Origin of the sequence: Streptomyces sp. HB132, assembly GCF_016909575.1 — a bacterium.
Classification (GTDB): domain Bacteria; phylum Actinomycetota; class Actinomycetes; order Streptomycetales; family Streptomycetaceae; genus Streptomyces.
Genome location: NZ_JAFBGA010000014.1, coordinates 108,900 through 127,205 on the forward strand (window position 1 = coordinate 108,900; position 18,306 = coordinate 127,205).

Here is an 18,306-nt window from a genome sequence, read left to right on the forward strand (position 1 = left end):
GTCCGCGGGAGGGGCCGGTATCCGCGGTGGCGGGTACCGGCCCTTCCGCGTTCCCAAATCAGCCGTTCGCGGACGCCGTCCATTCACGGGCCCTCAGCGGCATGGCCGCCGCGCCGTCCTCCCGCGGACGCACCGCGAGGATCTGGTTGACACCGATCTTGTTGTGCTCGAAGGAGAGAGCGGAGGCGGCCATGTAGAGCCGCCACACTCTGGCGCGTCCGGGCGAGGTGGCCCGCACGGCCTCCTTCCAGTCCTTCTCCAGGTTGGTCACCCACCGGCGCAGGGTCAGTGCGTAGTGCTCACGGATCGCCTCGACGTCCCGGGTCTCGAAGCCGGCCTCCTCCAAAGTGGCGACGGTGCGGCCCACCGGGGCGAGTTCGCCGTCGGGGAAGACGTAGGCGTCGATGAAGTCGTCGACGTGGTAGGCCGACTCGTCCTTCTCGGGGCGGCGGGCGATCTGGTGGTTGAGCAGCCGGCCGCCGGGCTTGAGGAGGGCGTAGAGGTCGTCGGCGTACTCGCGGAAGCGCACCGAGCCGACGTGCTCGGCCATGCCGATCGAGGAGACCGCGTCGTACGGGCCGTCCCTGACGTCCCGGTAGTCCTGGACCCTGATCTCGATCCGGTCGGTGAGGCCTTCCTCGGCGATGCGCTTGCGTGCGAAGGCGGCCTGTTCGGCGGAGAGGGTCACCCCGGTGACCCGGGCACCGAACTCACGGGCGGCGTGGATGGCCATGGAGCCCCAGCCGCAGCCGACGTCGAGGAGGCGGTCGCCCTCCTTGATCGCGAGCTTGCGGCAGACGAGGTCGAGCTTGTCGCGCTGGGCCTCCTCGAGGGTGGCACCGTCCTGCCAGTAGGCGCAGGAGTAGACCATGGACGGGCCGAGGACCAACGCGTAGAAGTCGTTGCCCACGTCGTAGTGGTGGCTGATGGCTTCCTTGTCCCGGCGCCTGGTGTGGAGCGTGCCGGCGCGGCGGCGGATCTCCTCGGTGGGCGGGGGCGGCGGGGGCCAGGGGCCGGCCAGTCGCAGGAGGCCGCCGGCGAATGCCCGTACCTTCGGGTCGCGGACGGGGTGGACACGGTCCTTCGCGTCGGCGCCGCGTTCCCAGAGCAGCGAGGCCAGGGCGTCGAGGGCGGCGTACAGGTCTCCGTCGACGTCGATCTCGCCGGCCACCCAGGACCGGGCCAGGCCCAGTTCGCCCGGCTTCCAGAGCAGTCGGCGCAGGGCACGGCGGTGACGCAGGACGAGAGTGGGCGCACCCGGCGGCCCCGACTCGCTGCCGTCCCAGGCCCGGATCCGGACCGGCAGGGGCTCTCCCAGCAACTCTGCGGCGAGCGCGGTCAGCCGCGATGCGGCGTCGGCCATGGTGCACACCTCCGTGGTGGTGTTTCCGAACGTGCCTAAATTCGCATATACGCATCCGAACCGGGCCGCGACACCTCGGGGCCACGGCGAGGTACACCGGCGTCAACACCCCACCGCACCCACGCCATCCCTCTCGGGGGCAACGGAACGGCAAAATACCTGCACTAGCCATCTAGTTGCGGAGGGCCGGACCGCCGCGAGAGGGCACGGACCGCAGTACGGAGTCCCGCAGGTCCGGGTACGCCGAAGGGGCCGTCCGCACCACGGATGGCGGACGACCCCTTCGGTGACGTACAGGCGCTAGGAGGCGCTCGCCTTCTCGCCGGACTTGCTCTTGTCGCCGTCGGCCATGGCCGCGACGGGCGCGGGGCTCGGCTTGGCGGCCTCGTAGAACTCCTCGCGCGGAGTCTCCATGGCGCCGAGCGAGACGACCTCGCGCTTCAGGAACATCGCCAGCGTCCAGTCGGCGAAGATCCGGATCTTGCGGTTCCAGGTCGGCATGGCCATGCCGTGGTAGCCGCGGTGCATGTACCAGGCGAGACGGCCCTTGACCTTGATCTTCACCTTGCCCATGACGATCATCGCGACGCCCTTGTGCAGGCCGAGACCGGCGACCGCACCCTTGTTGGCGTGGCTGTACTCCTTCTGCGGGAAGCCCCGCATGCCGGAGATGACGTTGTCACCGAGGACCTTGGCCTGACGCAGCGCGTGCTGGGCGTTGGGCGGGCACCAGGCGTTCGGGTTGCCGGCGCGGCGGCCGACCATGTCCGGCACCTGGGCGTTGTCGCCCGCGGCCCAGATGTAGTCGGTGCCCTGCACCTGGAGCTTCTCGGAGGTGTCCACGTGACCACGCGGGCCGAGCGGCAGGCCGAAGCGGGCCAGCGCCGGGTTCGGCTTCACGCCGGCCGTCCACACGATCGTGCTGGAGTCGACCTCGAGGCCGTTCTTCAGCACCACGTGGCCGTCGACGCAGGAGTCCATGGAGGTCGAGAGGTAGACCTCGACACCACGGCTCTCCAGGTGCTCCTTGCCGTACGCGCCCAGCTTCGGGCCGACCTCGGGAAGGATCTTGTCGGCGGCGTCGACCAGGATGAAGCGCATGTCCTCGCGCTTCACGCTCGTGTAGTACTTGGCCGCGTCGCGCGCCATGTCCTCGACCTCACCGATGGTCTCCGCACCGGCGAAGCCGCCGCCCACGAAGACGAACGTCAGCGCCTTGCGGCGGACGTCCTCATCGGTCGTCGAGTCGGCCTTGTCCAGCTGCTCGAGGACGTGGTTGCGCAGACCGATGGACTCCTCGATGCCCTTCATACCGATGCCCTGCTCGGCGAGGCCGGGGATCGGGAAGGTACGGGAGACCGCGCCCATCGCGATGACCAGGTAGTCGAAGGGCAGCTCGTAGGCCTCGCCGACGAGCGGCGCGACCGTGGCGACCTTGCGGTCCTGGTCGATGGTCGTGACACGGCCGGTGAGAACCTCTGCCTTGGGCAGCACGCGTCGCAGCGGGACGACGACATGCCGAGGCGAGATGCTGCCGGCAGCAGCTTCGGGGAGGAAGGGCTGGTACGTCATGTACGAGCGCGGGTCGACGACCGTGACGGTCGCCTCTCCATACCGCATCTTCTTCAGAATGCGACGAGCTGCGTACAGGCCTACGTACCCACCGCCTACAACGAGGATCCTGGGACGCTCCGTGGTGCTCATGCCATCGAGTATCCACCCCCCTCGGGGGGCATGCTCGTGAGCCCCTTCACAAGGTATCCGCCGCCCTCTGCTACACTTCGCCGCCCGCGTGACCGAGGTCATGGTCCGAGTGGGGAACCACGAACCCCTGGCGAACGTTGTTCACCACTTGTGAGCTGGCCCTTGAGCAGCCATCCGGGACGAACCACCGTCCCGGGACACGTCCCCGCCACACCCCCGAAACGCCCCGGCGCCCCCCTCGCGCGCAGCCGCGGGCGTCCCGCACGGCCCCTCGGAGGCAGAACTTCGCCCGGTGGGGCCGAATTCCTTGTGAAGAAGTTCACGAAGTTCGCCGCGGCGTCTCGCGCAAGGCCCCTCCGAACGGGTCCGGAGGGGCCTTGCGCGGGCTCAAAGGTGCAGGCGGGAATGCGTTTGAGCGACGTCTCACCGCGCCCCGACCGCGCTGTGATCAGGCGGTCGACCAGGCGATCCCGTCGAGGATGTCGTGCTCGCTGACGACGACCTCACGGGCCCCCGACCGTTCCATCACGGCGAGCAGGACGAGGGCGCCGGACGCGATCACGTCGATCCGGCCCGGGTGCATCGCGGGGATCGCCGCGCGCTCCTCGTGCGTCGAGGCGAGCAGCCGTTCGGTGATCTCCCGGACCAGCTCGAGCGAGACCCTGGAGTGGTGGATCGCCTCGGTGTCGTACTCCTCCAGCCCGAGCGCGATCGCGGCCACGGTCGTGACCGTCCCGGCGAGGCCGACGAGCGTCGCGGCCGAGGAGATCGGCACGGTCGCCTCGGCCAGGTCCAGGGCGGCGCCGATGTCCGCACGTATCGCGGCGATCCGCTCGGGCGTGGGCGGGTCCACGACCACCCCGTCCTGGACCAGGTGACGCTCGGTCATGCGTACGCAGCCCATGTCCACGGACCGGGCGGCGCGGACACGGTCGTCACCGACGACGAACTCGGTGGAGCCGCCGCCGATGTCCACGACGAGGTACGGCTTCTCCAGGTGGTCGCTGCCCACCAGTTCCTTCGTGGCGCCGTCGAAGGAGAGCTGCGCCTCCTGGTCGCCCGTGATGACCTCCGGCTCGACGCCCAGGATGTCCAGGACCCCCCGGACGAAGGTGTCGCTGTTCTCCGCGTCGCGGGAGGCGGACGTGGCGACGAACCGGATCCGCTCGGCTCCGAGCTCCTCGATCGCGGCCGCGTACTCACGGCAGGCCTCGAAGGTGCGCTCGAGCGCCTCGGGGGCCAGCCGGCCGGTCCGGTCGACGCCCTGGCCGAGCCGGACGATCCGCATCCGGCGGTCGAGCTCGGTGAAGCCACCTCCGGCGGGGTCCACGTCCGCGACGAGCAGGCGGATGGAGTTGGTACCGCAGTCGATGGCGGCAACGCGGGTCATGGGGCTCCTGTGGTTGTACGTGTTCCGCGCGGGGTCAGGACGCGTCGGGTCCGGCGTCGGAGCCGCACGGGGTGACGCACGGCCCCTTGGCCCACCACTCCGGCAGCATCGCGATCGCCTCGTCGCCCAGCGGGTTCACCCCGGGGCCGGCGGCCAGCGAGTGGCCGACCAGGACGTGCAGGCACTTGACGCGGTCCGGCATGCCGCCCGCGCTCGGGAAGCCCTCAAGCACCTCGATGGCGTCGCGGCGCGCGACGTAGTCCTCGTGCGCGGCGCGGTAGGCGGCGGCCAGCTCCGGATCCGTCGTGAGCCGCTCGGTCATCTCCTTCATGACCCCGTTGGCCTCCAGCGTGCCGATCGCGGACGCGGCACGCGGGCAGGTCAGGTAGTACGTCGTCGGGAACGGCGTGCCGTCCTCCAGACGGGGCTGCGTCTCGACCACGTCCGGGTTGCCGCACGGGCAGCGGTGCGCGATGGCGCGAAGCCCGCGCGGCGGCCGGCCGAGCTGGAGCTCGAACGCGGCGATGTCCGCGTCGGTCGGCGTGGTGGATTCGGTCTGCGGAGGGGGCGTGTCCATGCCTGCCTTGAATGTCATCGGTCGGACTGTATGAATCGGTTCGGGAACGGAGCACTGCGGGTGCGCCGGATCCCGGACCGCTGCGGGGAGGGGGTCATTCGCGGTCGGCGCTGTCGACGCCGTCCCAGAGGTTCGAGTGCCAGGGCCGCCCCGTCGCCCCCGGCTCACCCCGGCGCACCTCGGCCGCGTCCGGGTCGACCACCGTATAGCCGGTCTCGCCGGGCAGCACGTAGTGCAGGTGCTGGCGCGCGAGACGGCGGATGTACGCGTCGTCCTTGAGCCGCGCCTTCTCGTCCCGCAGCTCCTCGGTCCGCTCGCGGGCCTCCTGCGACAGCCTCTCCTGTTCCGCGATCTGGTCGCGCTGGGAGACGTACTGCCGCATGGGGTACGCGAGGGCGACCACCAGGGAGCAGACGATCAGAGCGAGGAACGCGGCCCGGCCGGTGAGCCGGGAGCGACGAGCCTGACGGCGGTTCTGGGACCGGTAGACGCGGGCCGCCGTCTGCTCACCGAGCAGTCGCAGCCTGGTCGCGGTGGAGAACCGGTCGCGGTCCTTCCCGGCCATGTCTCACGCCTCCCCGTTACGCACGTCCGTCCCCGCACACGGTACGGGACCGGATGCGGGGACGGACGGAGGCTGTGCTCCGGACTCGGGCCGTCAGCCCTCGAAGCGGAACCGCGGGAACGCCGAACGCCCGGCGTACACCGCGGCGTCGTCGAGGATCTCCTCGATGCGCAGCAGCTGGTTGTACTTGGCGACGCGGTCCGAGCGGGCCGGTGCACCGGTCTTGATCTGACCGCAGTTCACCGCGACGGCGAGGTCGGCGATGGTGACGTCCTCGGTCTCGCCCGAGCGGTGGGACATCATGCACTTGAAGCCGTTGCGCTGGGCCAGCTCGACGGCGTCCAGGGTCTCGGTCAGCGAACCGATCTGGTTGACCTTGACGAGCAGGGCGTTGGCCGAGCCCTCCTCGATGCCGCGGGCGAGGCGCTCGGGGTTGGTGACGAACAGGTCGTCACCGACGATCTGCACCTTGGAGCCGAGCTTGTCGGTGATGACCTTCCAGCCCGCCCAGTCGTCCTCGTACAGCGGGTCCTCGATGGAGACCAGCGGGTAAGCGGAGACGAGCTCCTCGTAGTACTCGGTCATCTCGGCGGCCGAGCGGGACTTGCCCTCGAACTCGTAGACGCCGTCCTTGTAGAACTCGGACGCGGCGACGTCGAGCGCGAGCGCGATGTCGCGGCCCGGGACGTAACCGGCCTCCTTGACGGCCTCGAGGATGAGGTCGAGGGCGGCGCGGTTGGACTCGAGGTTGGGGGCGAAGCCGCCCTCGTCACCGAGACCGGTGGACAGGCCCTTGGTCTTCAGGACCTTCTTCAGCGTGTGGTAGATCTCCGCACCCCAGCGCAGGGCCTCGGAGAACGACTCGGCGCCGATCGGCGCGATCATGAACTCCTGGATGTCCACGTTGGAGTCGGCGTGCGAGCCGCCGTTCAGGATGTTCATCATCGGAACGGGCAGCAGGTGCGCGTTCGGGCCGCCGAGGTAGCGGAACAGCGGGAGGTCGGAGGCCTCGGACGCGGCGTGCGCCACGGCCAGCGAGACACCGAGGATGGCGTTGGCGCCGAGGGAGCCCTTGTTCTCGGTCGCGTCCAGGTCGAACATCGCCTGGTCGATGAGGCGCTGCTCGGTGGCGTCGTAGCCGACGAGCTCCGGGCCGATCTGCTCGATCACGGCGAGGACGGCCTTCTCGACGCCCTTGCCCTGGTAGCGGTTGGGGTCACCGTCGCGAAGCTCAATGGCCTCGAACGCACCGGTGGAGGCGCCGGACGGAACAGCAGCACGTCCCGTGCTGCCGTCGTCGAGGCCAACCTCGACCTCGACCGTGGGGTTGCCCCGGGAGTCGAGGATTTCCCTGGCTACGACGACGTCGATGGACGGCACGAGGCATCTCCTTCTGGGATCTGACACTGGTTGTGCAGGGTCACTGTGGCCTTGCGCCACGAGCCTAACCGGCTCGGCCCGCTCCGTCGGCCGTCCGCCCGTCACCTGGGACGAAAAAGGACCCAAGGACCTGCATAACGGGCGAAGCAGCAGAATCTTACTGGCAAGTAACCACAACAGTTGAACGCTCACCCCCCGCCGGCGAGCCTGCCGCGCACTCGACCGCGGGGTCCGGACACGACTCCGGCCCGGCGTGCGGGGGGTCAGCACGCCGGGCCGGGCCTCCGGGGCGGGAGGAGGAAACGACCCCGGACTACTTCAGGTGGAGCTGCTGACCCGGGAAGATCAGGTCGGCCTCGTCGACGATGTCGTCGTTCAGCTCGAACAGCTTCTCCCAGCCGCCCTTGACCTTCTTCGCGTCAGCGATCTTGCTGAGGGTGTCGCCGGACTTGACCTTGTACTCACCGTCACCCTTCTCGACCTTGTCGCCGGTCGGGGTGGTGACCGTCTCCTTGGGAGCCGTGCGCTTCTCACTGCGCGTGGTGGGCTGCTCGGCCTTGCGCTCCGGCGCGGCCTGCGGGGCCGTGTCGCCGTTCTTCTCCGAGCCGGTGTCGACACCCGGGTCCACGCCGTCGTTCGTCAGGCCGCCGGCACCGGCGCAGGCCCAGGCACCGGGGCCCTGCAGGTCGAGGAGCTTCTCGGCGGCGGCTATCTGCTGGTCCTTGCTGGCCAGGTCGGCGCGGGCGGCGTACTGCGTGCCGCCGGCGGCCGCCCAGCTGGACTGCGAGAACTGCAGGCCGCCGTAGTAGCCGTTGCCGGTGTTGATGGACCAGTTGCCGCCGGACTCGCACTGGGCGACGGCGTCCCAGGTCTCGACGGAGGCGGCCGAGGCGCCGGTCGCTCCCATGAGCGGTACGGCCACGGCGGCACCGGTGACGCCGGCCAGGGTCGCGATGCGGACGGCCTTGGACGGGCGACGGTGCTTGCCCTTGCTGGAAAGCAGCATGGTTCTCCTCACCGACGCCTACGAGGTGAGCTGTCGGGTTCGGGCCTGTGAGTTGCCCGGACGCCCGCTCCCGCGGACATCTTCACCCCTAGCCGTCCCTTCGCCCGTCTCTCGACGACCGGGTCCGGCGCTTACCTGGGTCCCCCGCTCCTGCCTACGGCGCTTTACGCGTCGGTCCCCTTCGTCCGACGGCAGGATTCGGCGTGACGGTCGAAGGTGCCCGCGGTGCGAGCGGCTCCGACCGTAAACACACGCAACCCCCACATTCAAAGATGGACATAACGGCTAATCAGCGCGTAACGGTCCGGGACTTGTGCGCGTTTTCGCAGGTCGGAGCCAATATGGACGGATCGGGCGGACCAGGCGCGCCAGTTGAAGCAAAGAGACCCATGTCTCACTTACGCATAAGTGGACATAGGCCTCTGAACTGCCCCTGCATTCGGGGCGTTTTCCCGCTTTTGATCAGTTGGCGGCGGCGGTCTCCGCCTGGGCGGCGGGGGCATCCGCCCCGAGGCCGAGGTCCAGGCTCTGGCCGGGAAGGATCAGGTCCGGGTCGGAACCCAGCTCACCCTTGTTGGCCTCGTAGAGCGCGGTCCAGCCACCGGGGAGCTCCTGCGAGTCCGCGATCGCCCAGAGGTTGTCGCCCGTGCGGACGGTGTACGTCCCCTCGGCTCCCTGGCGCGCCTCGGAGTCGCCGCGCGACGCGTGCCGGCCGGACTCGCGCCCGTCCTCCAGGTCCGTCCCGGCACTCGCCTCCGGAGCCGGGGTGCCGCGGTGCTTCCCGCCCTTGGCCTTGTCACCCTTCGAGGCGCCGCCCTTCGCCGCGCCGGACGCCCCGGACGCCTCGGACGCCTCGGGGGACGGAGTGGCGGACGGCGCCGCGTCGGTGCTGCCCGCGTCGTCGCTCGCGTCCGCCGTGTCGCCGGTGGCCTTGCCCTTGGACTCGCCCTTCGGGTTCGCGTCGTCCTTCGAGTCCGCGTCGTCCGTCGATCCGGCCGGATCCGACGCCTCGGAGGAGGGGGTCTCGGTAGCCGTTTCGGAGGGCTCCGCCGACGTCTCGTCGCCCGGATCGACACCCGGCAGCGCGCCGTCCAGGGCGAGCCCGGAGATCACCGCGCAACTGGCCCACGCCTGCGGCCCCTTGTCGTCCAGCACCTTCTCCGCGACCGCTATCTGCTGCGAGCGGCTGGCCAGGTCCGCGCGGGACGCGTACGCCGTACCGCCGTAGGCCGACCACGTCTCCTGCGAGAACTGCAGGCCGCCGTAGTAGCCGTTGCCGAGGTCGGCACTCCACATGCCACCGCTCTCGCATTCGGCGACCCGGTCCCAGGTCGTGGCCTCTGTGGCCTGCGCGCCGCCCGCTCCGAGCAGCGGGATGGCGATGGCCGACCCCGTGACGCCTGCGGCGACGACGATGGCGGGTGCCTGACGAGGGCGACGGTGTCTGCCGTTCGCGGAGCCCATGGGATTGCCTTCCGTGTGACTGACATGTGACGGGTGAGTCGAACGGTGAACCTAGCCCTACTCGAACGTGTGTCACAAGTCGATGCAGCGGAGATCACGCGAAAGTCACAGAGTTGACAGGCTGTCACCTTTTTCGTCCGGGCGTCCCGGACCGAACTCCACCGGAAGCGTGCGCAGTCCGCGCATGATGAGCCCGCCGCGCCATCGCAAATCGGCAGGTTCCGCAGCGAGCCGCAGGTCGGGGAGGCGCCGCAGCAGTGTCGCCAGCGCCACCCGGCCCTCCAGCCGGGCCAGCGGCGCACCCACGCAGTAGTGGATGCCGTGGCCGTAGCCGAGGTGCTGGTTGTCACTCCTGGCGAGATCCAGGGTGTCCGCATCCTGGAATCTCTCCGGATCACGATCGGCGGCGGCCAGCACCACGAGAACGGGGTCCCCCACCGCGATGTCCTGTCCCCCCAAGGACACGGGCTCGGTGGCGTAGCGCCAGGTCGCGAGCTCCACCGGGCCGTCGTAGCGCAGCAACTCCTCGATGCCCGTCGCGAGCAGATCCGTCTCCCCCGCCGCCAGGGAGCGCTCCAGGCGTTCGCGCTGGGGCGGGTTGCGCAGCAGGGCGTAGGTGCCGTTGCCGATGAGATTCACCGTCGTCTCGAAACCGGCGAACAGGAGGATGAAGGCCATGGCCGCGGCCTCGTTCTCGCTGAGGTGCTCGCCGTGGTCGCTCGCCCGGATCAGTCCCGAGATCAGGTCGTCGCCGGGGTTCTCCCTCTTGCGGTGGATGAGTTCGGCGAGATAGCCGCGCATCTTCTTGACCGACCTGGCGACCCCGCCGCGCGGCCCCCCGCCGTGCCGGATCATCATGCCCGCCCAGTCGCGGAAGTCGTCCTGGTCCTCGCGCGGTACACCCAGCAGGTCGCAGATCGCGTAGATGGGGAGCGGGAAGGCGAAGTCGTGGATGAGGTCCGCCTTCCCCTCCTCGATGAAACTGTCGATGAGGCGGTCCGTGAGTTCCTGCACGCGCGGCGCGAACTCCGCGACCCGGCGCGGGGTGAACGCCTTGGACACGAGCCGGCGCAGCCGGGTGTGGTCCGGTGGATCGATGTTCAGCAGATGCGTCATCAGCTCCGCCTGACGCTCCCCCGGAATGCCCGTCCGGCCCTTGGCGTTCGCGGACCCCGCGTGGTGGGCGGGGTTCTTGGAGAGCCGGGTGTCCGCGAGTGCCTGTCTGGCATCGGCGTACCGGGTCACCAGCCAGGCCTCGACGCCGCTGGGCAGCGCCGTGCGGTGCACCGGGCTGTGCTCGCGGAGCCACGCGTAGGCCGGGTAGGGGTCGGTGGCGAACTCCCAGGTGAAGAGTTCGGGCGCTGCGTCGGGCGCGGAGGACGTGTCGGGGCTGTCGTTCACTCCTCGACGCTATCCGGAGTGGTACCGAGCCCCTCCGCCGCCCGGATCGCGTCCCGGTAGGCGCGGGCGGCGGCCCGCAGGGCGGCCTCCGGGTCGGTGCCGTCCTGTTCGGCCCGTACGGCGAGGGCGAGCAGGCGGTACCCCACCCCGTCGCCCTCGGGGAGCGCGGCGTCGAGGTCCGCGGCGCGGGCCCGGCTTCCGAGCTTGGCCGCCAGTGCCAGGCCGGGCTGGCCGAGCGGCACCCCGTCGGTGACCGATTCGCGCTGCTTCTCGATCGCCTTCGTCCGCAGCCAGTGCGCGTGGACGTCCTCCGGGGTCTCGGCGGTCTCGTCGCCGAACACGTGGGGATGCCGGTGGATCAGCTTCTCGACGATCGTGGCCGCGACGTCGTCGATGCCGAACGGCTCCTCCTGGTCCTCCTGCGCGATGCGCGCGTGGAAGACGACCTGGAGCAGGACGTCGCCGAGCTCCTCGCGCAGTTCCCCGCGGTCGCCGTCCTCGATGGCCTCGACCAGTTCGTACGCCTCCTCGATGGCGTACTTCGCGAGGCTCCTGTGTGTCTTCTGCGAGGTCCACGGGCATTCGCGCCTGATCCGGTCCATGACCTGGACCAGGTCCAGGAGCCGGGCGCCGGGCAGGTCGTACGAACCGGGCAGCAGCTCCAGGTCCGGCATCTGCACCCGGCCCGAACCACCGAGCCGGGCCAGGCCGTCGGTGAGCGGCTGGTTTCCCTCGCCGCCCACCAGCACCACCACGGTGCGGCCGCCCGCGCAGTCGTCCACCAGTTCCTCGGCCGACGGCGCGGTGTGGTCGACGACGACCCCCGCCTCCCCCAGATAGGGCAGCTGCGGATGGTCCCGCTCGGCGCACAGCACCCGGTCGGCGGCGTGCAGCGTCTGCCACGCGGGCCAGGACAGCAGACCGGGAGCGACCCGGTGGCTGGCGGTGAGCAGGACGATACGACCGGGGTCTTCAGCGTTCACACCCCGAACCTACCCGTGGAGGGGCCGGGTCAGGCGCCGGCCTCGGGGTCCTGGCCCCGCACGGGGGTGACCTGGGTGATCCACGGGGCCTTGTACGTGCTGAGCTGGACCTTCTGGTTGTCCCAGCTGCCGTAGCGCGGGTTGACGTCGATGCGGAGCGCCTTCGACGCCTCGGTGAGGGACTGCCCCACGGCCTTCACCCCTGCGGGGCTCTGCAGGTCGGCACCGAGCGCCCGGGCCAGCTTCTGGAGCTGTACCTCCTGGCGCAGGCTCGCCTCGATCTGGCCGGGCGCCACCCAGCGCTGCTCCAGCATCAGCGTCCGCACTCCCTCGTCGCCTCCGGACTGCGCGGAGGCGTCACTGCGGATCTGCTGGACCTCCTTGCGGCTGACGCTCACCCCTGCGTCCTTCGCGGCCCGGTCCAGGACCCGCCCGAAGATCAGGCCGGACAGCTTGACCCGGTTCAGCTGGCCCGACTTCGCCACCAGTTCAGCGGACTGCTCCGACTCCTGCTGCGCACTGCGTACGTCGGCCGCCTCCGCCTGGACCGTGGCCACGTCGATCCTGTCGCCGCCGACCACGGCCGCGGCACCGGGATGGGCCTCGCTGCCACAGGCGGACAGGAGCGGCACCGCGACGAGCGTTGCGGCGGAAAGGGCGAGCGCGGTGCGACGACGGCGGTGCAAAGGGAGCCTCCCGGGGAGAGTTTGTGCATCAGTGCACAAAGCCTTGCGGTGATCGATGTTAGGCAGTGGACGTGATTCGGGCCACTGCTTCGACCAACGATTTCCGGACGGGTCAGTGTGGGGTACGGGACGAAATCCCTTCCGGCTCGCCCATTTCGGCCCTCCCCGGCCTCACATCGAGCCGCGTACGTCCTGGTGGTGGGTCAGTTGCCTGCGGAGCTCGGTGGGGAGCGGGTGGTGCGGACCGTAGGTGCGCTCCGTGTCGTGGAGAAGGGCCTGCAACTGTGCGCGGCCCGCCGTGTGGTCGCCCACGCCCAGCAGGAGGTGGCCGATCCGGTGGCGGATGTCGAAGGCCCGGCCGGGGCCCACGGAGGTCGCGTAGCCGTTGTCGTAGTAGGGGAGGACGGCGCGGTACTCGGCGAGCGCGGCGGCCGCCTCGCCGAGCTGCTCCAGGCACAGCGCGGCGTCGTAACGGAACTGCAGGGTCTGGGAGTCGGCGGGGCCGGCTGCCGCCGCACGGTCGTCGGCGAGGCGGCGGAGCTCGGGGAGAGCGCGGCGGTACTGGCCGTCGTCCATCAGCGTGGCCGCGTACTGCTTGCGCAGGATCCGTACGACCGGTGAGTGCTCGCCGTGCTCCTGGGCGGCGGCGGGCAGGATTCCCCCGAGGATGTCGACGGCCTGGGTGATGCGGCCCTCGCCGAGCAGCCGCTTCACGTCGTCGACGGCCTGCGCGACGTTCGGCCGGGACGGCGGCTGCTGGGCCGGGGCGGGTGCCTGCTGGGCGGGGACGGGCGCCGGCGCCGGGACCGTCGCCCGGTCGGGCCAGGGCGCCTGTGGGCGGAGGAAGGGGCGGGTCGGGTCGAGGGGCCCGGACGGTGTTCCGCCCGCGGGCAGCAGGGGCCGCAGCGACTCGTAGACCTCCTGGGCGGAGGCGGGGCGGTCCTGCGGATCCTTGGAGAGCAGCCGCAGGACGAGTGCTTCGAGTGCCTCGGGGACCTCGGGCCTGAGATGACGGACCGGGAGGGGCGGCTCGTAGAGGTGGCGGTGCAGGACGCCCAGGGCGGTGGACCCGGCGAACGGCACGTTCCCGCTGAGCAGTTCGTGCAGCAGGACACCGAGGGCGTACAGGTCGGTGTAGGGGCCGACGGCGCCGCCCATCGCCTGCTCGGGAGCCATGTAGGCCGGTGAACCGATGGGTGACCCCGTGTGCGTCAGGCGGGTGGTGTCGGTGTCCATGACGGAGGCGATGCCGAGATCGAGCACCGTGAGGGTGCCGTCGGGTTTCACCATCGCGTTACGCGGCTTGAGGTCGCGGTGGACGATCGGCACGGCGTGGACCGCGGAAAGCACCGCGCACAGCTGGGCGGCGATCGCCACGGCCCAGGGCCACGGATAGGGGTCGTGCTCGGCGAGGTGGTCGGCGAGGTCGGCGCCCTCGACGTACTGCATGACGAGGTAGAGGTCGTCGCCGTCGCTCCCCGCGTCGTGCACGGTGACCAGGCCCGGGTGGTCGACCTGTGCGGTGACCCTGCACTCACGGACGAACCGGCGGCGCAGATCCTCCGCGGCCACACTGTCGGAGGGGCCGGCGACCCGGTCGGGGCGCAGGAGCTTCACCGCGACCCTGCGGTCGAGGCGCTGGTCGTACGCCGTCCAGACCTGCCCCATGCCTCCCTGGCCGAGAATCGTCGCCAGCTCGTAACGACCGGCGATGACACGTCCGTTCACCTGCTGTCCCCCTCCTTACGGAGGTAGTCGCTCAACTCGTCGAGCTCGGCACGCACCTGGTCGAGGCGCTGGGGGGCGGCGGGAGCGGCCGGCGTGGCAGGGCCCGGTGCGGAGGACGGGGGTGGTGTGGCAGCGGGACTCCGCTGCGGGGCGGGCGGGTAACCGTAGGACGGGGGCGCCGGGGTCGCGGTCCGGCCCGAGGCGTACCCGGGGGACGGGAACGCCGCCGGGTGCTGCCCTGCGTACGGACCCGCGTACGGCCCCGCGTAGGAACTCCCCTGCGGAACGCCGTACGGGCCGAAGTGCCGTATCTCCGTGTACAGGTAGTAGGTGACCGTGCCGACGAAGACGACCAGCATCCAGGACAGCATGATGATCGCCTGCCCGTCCGTCATCGTCTCCTCCTCCGGTGGCAGCGAGCCGAGGTAGGCGACCAGTCCGGCGTTCAGCGCCAGCACGAGGCCGAACAGCCACCAGTCGCGCTGCTTACGGGTGACGATCGCCAGTCGCAGCATGGCCGCCCAGGCGAGGAATCCACAGCTCAGCAGGGTGAGCGCCACGAAGACCACGCGCAGCGTGACGAGCGTGGACGAGGACGGACGACGCGTCGGCCGCTGCTGCTCCGGCGGATAGCCGTAGCCGTGCATGTGCTGCTCCCGGAGGGCGTGGATCGGACGTGTGCAGTGAGCGTATACACCGACACGGACAACCGGCTCCAGGTTGTGCACAACCGTTGTGCTTCACGTCACTCCGGAGCGACCGACCCGTCCGTGAGCCCGTCGTACATCCCCTGCACCAGCTGCCCGCCGAGCCGCCCCGCCGAGCGCAGTGCGTCCTCGAACGCGGCGAGGGCGCTGAACTGCTCGCCGTATCGGCGCTGTTCAGCCAGCGGCAGGCGCGGCACCTGGAGGCGTCGGGCGTCGAGCCGTGCCGCGGTGGAGGCGTAGCTGCTGGCCTGCCGGTTGTTGGCGGTGCCGCGCAGGAATCCGGCGAGGAACCAGGGGTCCAGGGCCGCCGGGTCGGGACGGAGCAGCTGGAGGTTGCGGCCGAGGGCGGCACCGGCGGTGGCGTCGTCGACGACCCTGGCGACCGAACCGCCTCCGACCACGGGCACGATGACGTCTCCGGCTTCGAGGAGGAGCGGTTCGCCCTCGGGGGGCGCGGCCGGTGCGTGGGGTGTACCGCTGGGGGCCGTGCCGGCGAGCACGTCGTGCTCGGTGAGGACCGGCACCGTTCCGTCGCCTGCCCCGGAACCGGTCCGCAGGTGAAGGGCGCCGGCTCGCGCGAGTTCACCGACCGTGGTGAAGGGCCGCCTGACCGGTTCGCGGGCCGCCGCGGGCGGTGGCGTGAGCCGGGCGGTCAGCTTCAGGGTGTCGTCCAGCCGCTCCCGTACGCGGACGAGTTCGGCCGCGCCGCCGCCCGCGGCCGGGGGCGGCAGATGGCGGGCCGGGGCCAGGTCCACGTCGTCGTCGAGGAGTTCGATGACGGGGACGGCCCGGCTGGTACCCGGGTGTTCCTCGACGGGATCACGGCGCCCCGGCACGTCGAACGGGGTCCATGCGTCGAGCACCGCGGCGCGCACCGCCGGCCAGTCCAGCCGGTCCCGGCCGGACGTGACGCCTGCGGCCTCGGGCCCCGCCGTGTCGACGAAGAGCAGTTCGGGCGCCGGGGGCTGCTCGGCGCCCGGTTTGCGGAGGATCCAGATGTGGAGCGGGATTCCGTACGGGGGTGCGGCGCCGGCCGGGAGCGCGATGACGGCTCGGAGGGCACCTCGGCGCAGCAGGTCCGCGCGGATCCGGCGTCCCGAACGGCGGGAGGCCGCGGTGGGGGGCATCAGCACCACGGCTGTCCCGCCCTCGCGGATGCGGGCGAGGGAGTGCTGCACCCAGGCGAGTTCGGACTCGGTGCGGGCGGGGAAGCCGTACTCCCAGCGCGGGTCGTAGGCCAGCTCGTCGTGGCCCCAGTCCCGCTCGTTGAACGGCGGGTGGCAGAGCACCGCGTCCGCGGCGAGCTCGGGGAACGCGTCTGCGCGCAGGGTGTCGCCGGCACGCACCGCCAGCGTGGGTCCGCCGGCTTCGCCGCCCTCGGGGCCGAGCGCGAGACGGAGCGCGGTGAGCGCCGCCAGGTCCGGATCGGCCTCCTGTGCGTACAGGGCCGTGGGCCGGCTGACGGCGCGCAGCAGGGCGCCGGTCCCGGCGGCGGGGTCGAGGACCGTGCGGGAGCCGCGCCTGCCGGTCCGCCGGGCGGCGTCTAGGGCCGGCTGCGCGAGGTCGGCCATGAGCGTGGCGAGGCCGGGGGGTGTGAGCGTGTACTGGCGTGGGTTGGCGTCCAGTTGGCGGCCGAAGAGGAAGTCGAAGGCCTGCCGGGCGCCGGTCTCCGCCGCCAGTTCGGCCGCGGCGCGCAGCAGCGGGACGGACGGCAGGAGAGCGGACGCCGTGGGTGTGGGGACCGCGTGCTCCGTTCCGAAGCGGTCGGCGAGCACGTGGTCCACGGCTCCCGGCAGCACGCCGGCCATCCGCGCGTCGGAGGCGGCGGTGATCTCCAGCCAGGCGGTGGGCCTGTCACGGACGAGCAGCAGGGCGCAGCCCGTGTGGATCAGTGCGGTCACGGCACCGTCGGGATGGCCCGCCAACTGCTGCCAGACCCGCTCGCGCAGCGGTACCTCGGCGAGTTTGCCCTGTTCACGCAACCACTGTTCGACCTCGGGGAGCGCGAAGGAGGGGCTGGCCTCGGTCCCCCCGACGGGTTTCGGGAATCCGGCGTGCCGACGGCGCCAGTTGCTGACGGCGGCGCGGCCCACACCGGCGAGTCTGGCGATCTCGGCCGCGGTCACCTCTGTCGAGTCATCCGGCACTGGCCTTCTCCCGTTCCACGCGCATCGGTGTCGCCTGCTGTGTGTGGGTGAGCATACCGATTCCGCGAGCTTTCCGGTTCACACAAATATCTGTGTTGACTCGGTTCACAGCACCTGTTCTTATTGACCCACCGCACACCGCTTCGGCGGACAGCCCGTTCACACCTCGTTCTTCCCGGAAGGGCACAGCCATGTCCCAGTACACCCAGCCCCAGCAGCCGTACGCCCCCGCACAGACACCGGGTTCGCGCCCCGCCCGCAACGGCCTCGGCACCTCCGCCCTCGTCCTCGGCATCATCGGGACGGTGTCGGGGCTCATCCCCTTCTTCTTCTGGCTCGCCGGAATCCTCGGTCTCATCGCACTGATCCTGGGCCTGGCCGGGCGGGGCCGCGCCAAGCGCGGCGAGGCCACCAACAAGGGTGTGACGACGTTCGGCGCCGTCCTCGGCCTGGTCGCGCTGGTCCTGTCGGTGGTCGGGGCCGTCCTGACCTTCAAGGCGGTGGACGACGTGGTGACCGACATCAACAAGGCGGTCGCGGACAGCTCGGCCTCCGCGAAGCCGGCGGCCGACGGCGGGGCGGCCGGAGGGACCGCCGGCGACGCCGAGGACAAGGACGACATCCTGAGAGAGGGTGACTCCGCCGCGTACGACGACGGCCTGGAGGTCACCGTGAACGCCCCGGCCGCCTACACCGCCGACGAGTTCGCCGTCGGCCACACCAAGGGCAACAGCGCCTACACGGTCTCGGTCGTCATCGAGAACAAGGGCAAGGAGAAGTTCGACGCGGCGCTCGTCACCGTCGACGCCCGCGCGGGCAAGGACGGCGTGAACGCCGAGCAGATCTTCGACGGCACGGTCGGCGAAGGCTTCACGGGCACCGTCCTGCCGGGGAAGAAGATCACGGCGAAGTACGCCTTCGACGCCCCTGCCGACGCCAAGAACCTGACCGTCGAGGTCGCCCCCGGCTTCGAGTGGGACGCGAGCCAGTGGGAGCTGAAGCTCTGAGGGGCACCGCCCCCTCCCGGACCGTGACCCCCGGCCTCACGCACCTGCCCCCGCACCGGTCGTCCCCAGGCAGGGACCGACGGTACGGGGACGGGTGCGCCCGTACGTTCCGGGCCGGGCGGCGGTCGGGCATCTCCTCGAGCGCCACGGCCGGCTCCGGCCGCCCGGCAGGTGTCGCGATCTGCGGGTCCACGCGGT

General features: G+C 71.0%; 15 protein-coding genes and 1 riboswitch. Of the genes, 1 reads left to right on the forward strand and 14 read right to left on the reverse strand.

Annotation, left to right across the window (positions count from 1 at the left end; genetic code table 11):
- Nucleotides 1–58: 58 nt before the first annotated feature.
- The 14 genes from JOC24_RS26060 to JOC24_RS26125 form a co-directional block, all read right to left on the reverse strand.
- Nucleotides 59–1,363 carry an SAM-dependent methyltransferase gene (locus tag JOC24_RS26060; RefSeq protein WP_205022833.1) on the reverse strand — a complete coding sequence of 435 codons (1,305 nt, stop codon included), beginning with the start codon at nt 1,361–1,363 and terminating at the stop codon, nt 59–61.
- A gap of 300 nt (nt 1,364–1,663) precedes the next feature.
- Nucleotides 1,664–3,067 (reverse strand): NAD(P)/FAD-dependent oxidoreductase, encoded by a 1,404-nt coding sequence (locus JOC24_RS26065; RefSeq protein WP_205022834.1) that lies wholly within the window; start codon nt 3,065–3,067, stop codon nt 1,664–1,666.
- Nucleotides 3,068–3,515: 448 nt separating this feature from the next.
- A complete protein-coding gene (locus tag JOC24_RS26070; RefSeq protein WP_205022835.1) occupies nt 3,516–4,457 on the reverse strand; it encodes a Ppx/GppA phosphatase family protein in 942 nt (313 codons plus the stop codon).
- 34 nt (nt 4,458–4,491) lie between these two features.
- Entirely contained in the window at nt 4,492–5,034 is a 543-nt protein-coding gene (locus JOC24_RS26075) for a DUF501 domain-containing protein (RefSeq protein WP_205022893.1), read from the reverse strand.
- Between the two features lie 94 nt (nt 5,035–5,128).
- Nucleotides 5,129–5,599, reverse strand: coding sequence for an FtsB family cell division protein (locus tag JOC24_RS26080; protein WP_205022836.1), 471 nt, complete (start codon nt 5,597–5,599; stop codon nt 5,129–5,131).
- Between the two features lie 93 nt (nt 5,600–5,692).
- On the reverse strand, nt 5,693–6,979 hold the full coding sequence (gene eno, locus JOC24_RS26085; protein WP_014155837.1) for a phosphopyruvate hydratase: 1,287 nt from the start codon (nt 6,977–6,979) through the stop codon (nt 5,693–5,695).
- Between the two features lie 313 nt (nt 6,980–7,292).
- Nucleotides 7,293–7,985, reverse strand: a complete 693-nt coding sequence (locus JOC24_RS26090) for a LysM peptidoglycan-binding domain-containing protein (RefSeq protein ID WP_205022837.1) — start codon at nt 7,983–7,985, stop codon at nt 7,293–7,295.
- Nucleotides 7,986–8,157: riboswitch (cyclic di-AMP (ydaO/yuaA leader) on the reverse strand.
- 290 nt (nt 8,158–8,447) lie between these two features.
- Nucleotides 8,448–9,449 carry a LysM peptidoglycan-binding domain-containing protein gene (locus tag JOC24_RS26095; protein ID WP_205022838.1) on the reverse strand — a complete coding sequence of 334 codons (1,002 nt, stop codon included), beginning with the start codon at nt 9,447–9,449 and terminating at the stop codon, nt 8,448–8,450.
- 105 nt (nt 9,450–9,554) lie between these two features.
- Nucleotides 9,555–10,850: a cytochrome P450 family protein gene (locus JOC24_RS26100; protein ID WP_205022839.1), complete on the reverse strand. Its 1,296-nt coding sequence runs from the start codon at nt 10,848–10,850 to the stop codon at nt 9,555–9,557.
- Complete coding sequence (locus JOC24_RS26105) at nt 10,847–11,833, reverse strand: nucleoside triphosphate pyrophosphohydrolase (protein ID WP_205022840.1); 987 nt, start codon at nt 11,831–11,833, stop codon at nt 10,847–10,849. Before JOC24_RS26105 ends, JOC24_RS26100 begins: the two co-directional genes overlap by 4 nt.
- A gap of 29 nt (nt 11,834–11,862) precedes the next feature.
- Nucleotides 11,863–12,519 carry a SurA N-terminal domain-containing protein gene (locus tag JOC24_RS26110; protein WP_205022841.1) on the reverse strand — a complete coding sequence of 219 codons (657 nt, stop codon included), beginning with the start codon at nt 12,517–12,519 and terminating at the stop codon, nt 11,863–11,865.
- A 171-nt stretch (nt 12,520–12,690) separates the two neighbouring features.
- Nucleotides 12,691–14,247 (reverse strand): serine/threonine-protein kinase, encoded by a 1,557-nt coding sequence (locus JOC24_RS26115; protein WP_205022842.1) that lies wholly within the window; start codon nt 14,245–14,247, stop codon nt 12,691–12,693.
- Nucleotides 14,244–14,894 carry a hypothetical protein gene (locus JOC24_RS26120; RefSeq protein ID WP_205022843.1) on the reverse strand — a complete coding sequence of 217 codons (651 nt, stop codon included), beginning with the start codon at nt 14,892–14,894 and terminating at the stop codon, nt 14,244–14,246. Before JOC24_RS26120 ends, JOC24_RS26115 begins: the two co-directional genes overlap by 4 nt.
- Nucleotides 14,895–14,992: 98 nt before the next feature.
- On the reverse strand, nt 14,993–17,101 hold the full coding sequence (locus tag JOC24_RS26125; RefSeq protein ID WP_205022844.1) for an N-6 DNA methylase: 2,109 nt from the start codon (nt 17,099–17,101) through the stop codon (nt 14,993–14,995).
- A gap of 191 nt (nt 17,102–17,292) precedes the next feature.
- On the opposite strand from JOC24_RS26125, the gene JOC24_RS26130 reads away from it, so the two are divergent.
- Nucleotides 17,293–18,108 carry a DUF4352 domain-containing protein gene (locus tag JOC24_RS26130; protein ID WP_205022845.1) on the forward strand — a complete coding sequence of 272 codons (816 nt, stop codon included), beginning with the start codon at nt 17,293–17,295 and terminating at the stop codon, nt 18,106–18,108.
- Nucleotides 18,109–18,306: the final 198 nt, after the last annotated feature.

Bases quoted from the DNA above. Each gene is read 5' to 3' on its own strand.
- JOC24_RS26060 (WP_205022833.1), bottom strand. From the start codon at position 1,363: ATGGCCGACGCCGCATCGCGGCTGACCGCGCTCGCCGCAGAGTTGCTG.
- JOC24_RS26065 (WP_205022834.1), bottom strand. From the start codon at position 3,067: ATGAGCACCACGGAGCGTCCCAGGATCCTCGTTGTAGGCGGTGGGTAC.
- JOC24_RS26070 (WP_205022835.1), bottom strand. From the start codon at position 4,457: ATGACCCGCGTTGCCGCCATCGACTGCGGTACCAACTCCATCCGCCTG.
- JOC24_RS26075 (WP_205022893.1), bottom strand. From the start codon at position 5,034: ATGGACACGCCCCCTCCGCAGACCGAATCCACCACGCCGACCGACGCG.
- JOC24_RS26080 (WP_205022836.1), bottom strand. From the start codon at position 5,599: ATGGCCGGGAAGGACCGCGACCGGTTCTCCACCGCGACCAGGCTGCGA.
- JOC24_RS26090 (WP_205022837.1), bottom strand. From the start codon at position 7,985: ATGCTGCTTTCCAGCAAGGGCAAGCACCGTCGCCCGTCCAAGGCCGTC.
- JOC24_RS26095 (WP_205022838.1), bottom strand. From the start codon at position 9,449: ATGGGCTCCGCGAACGGCAGACACCGTCGCCCTCGTCAGGCACCCGCC.
- JOC24_RS26120 (WP_205022843.1), bottom strand. From the start codon at position 14,894: ATGCACGGCTACGGCTATCCGCCGGAGCAGCAGCGGCCGACGCGTCGT.
- JOC24_RS26130 (WP_205022845.1), top strand. From the start codon at position 17,293: ATGTCCCAGTACACCCAGCCCCAGCAGCCGTACGCCCCCGCACAGACA.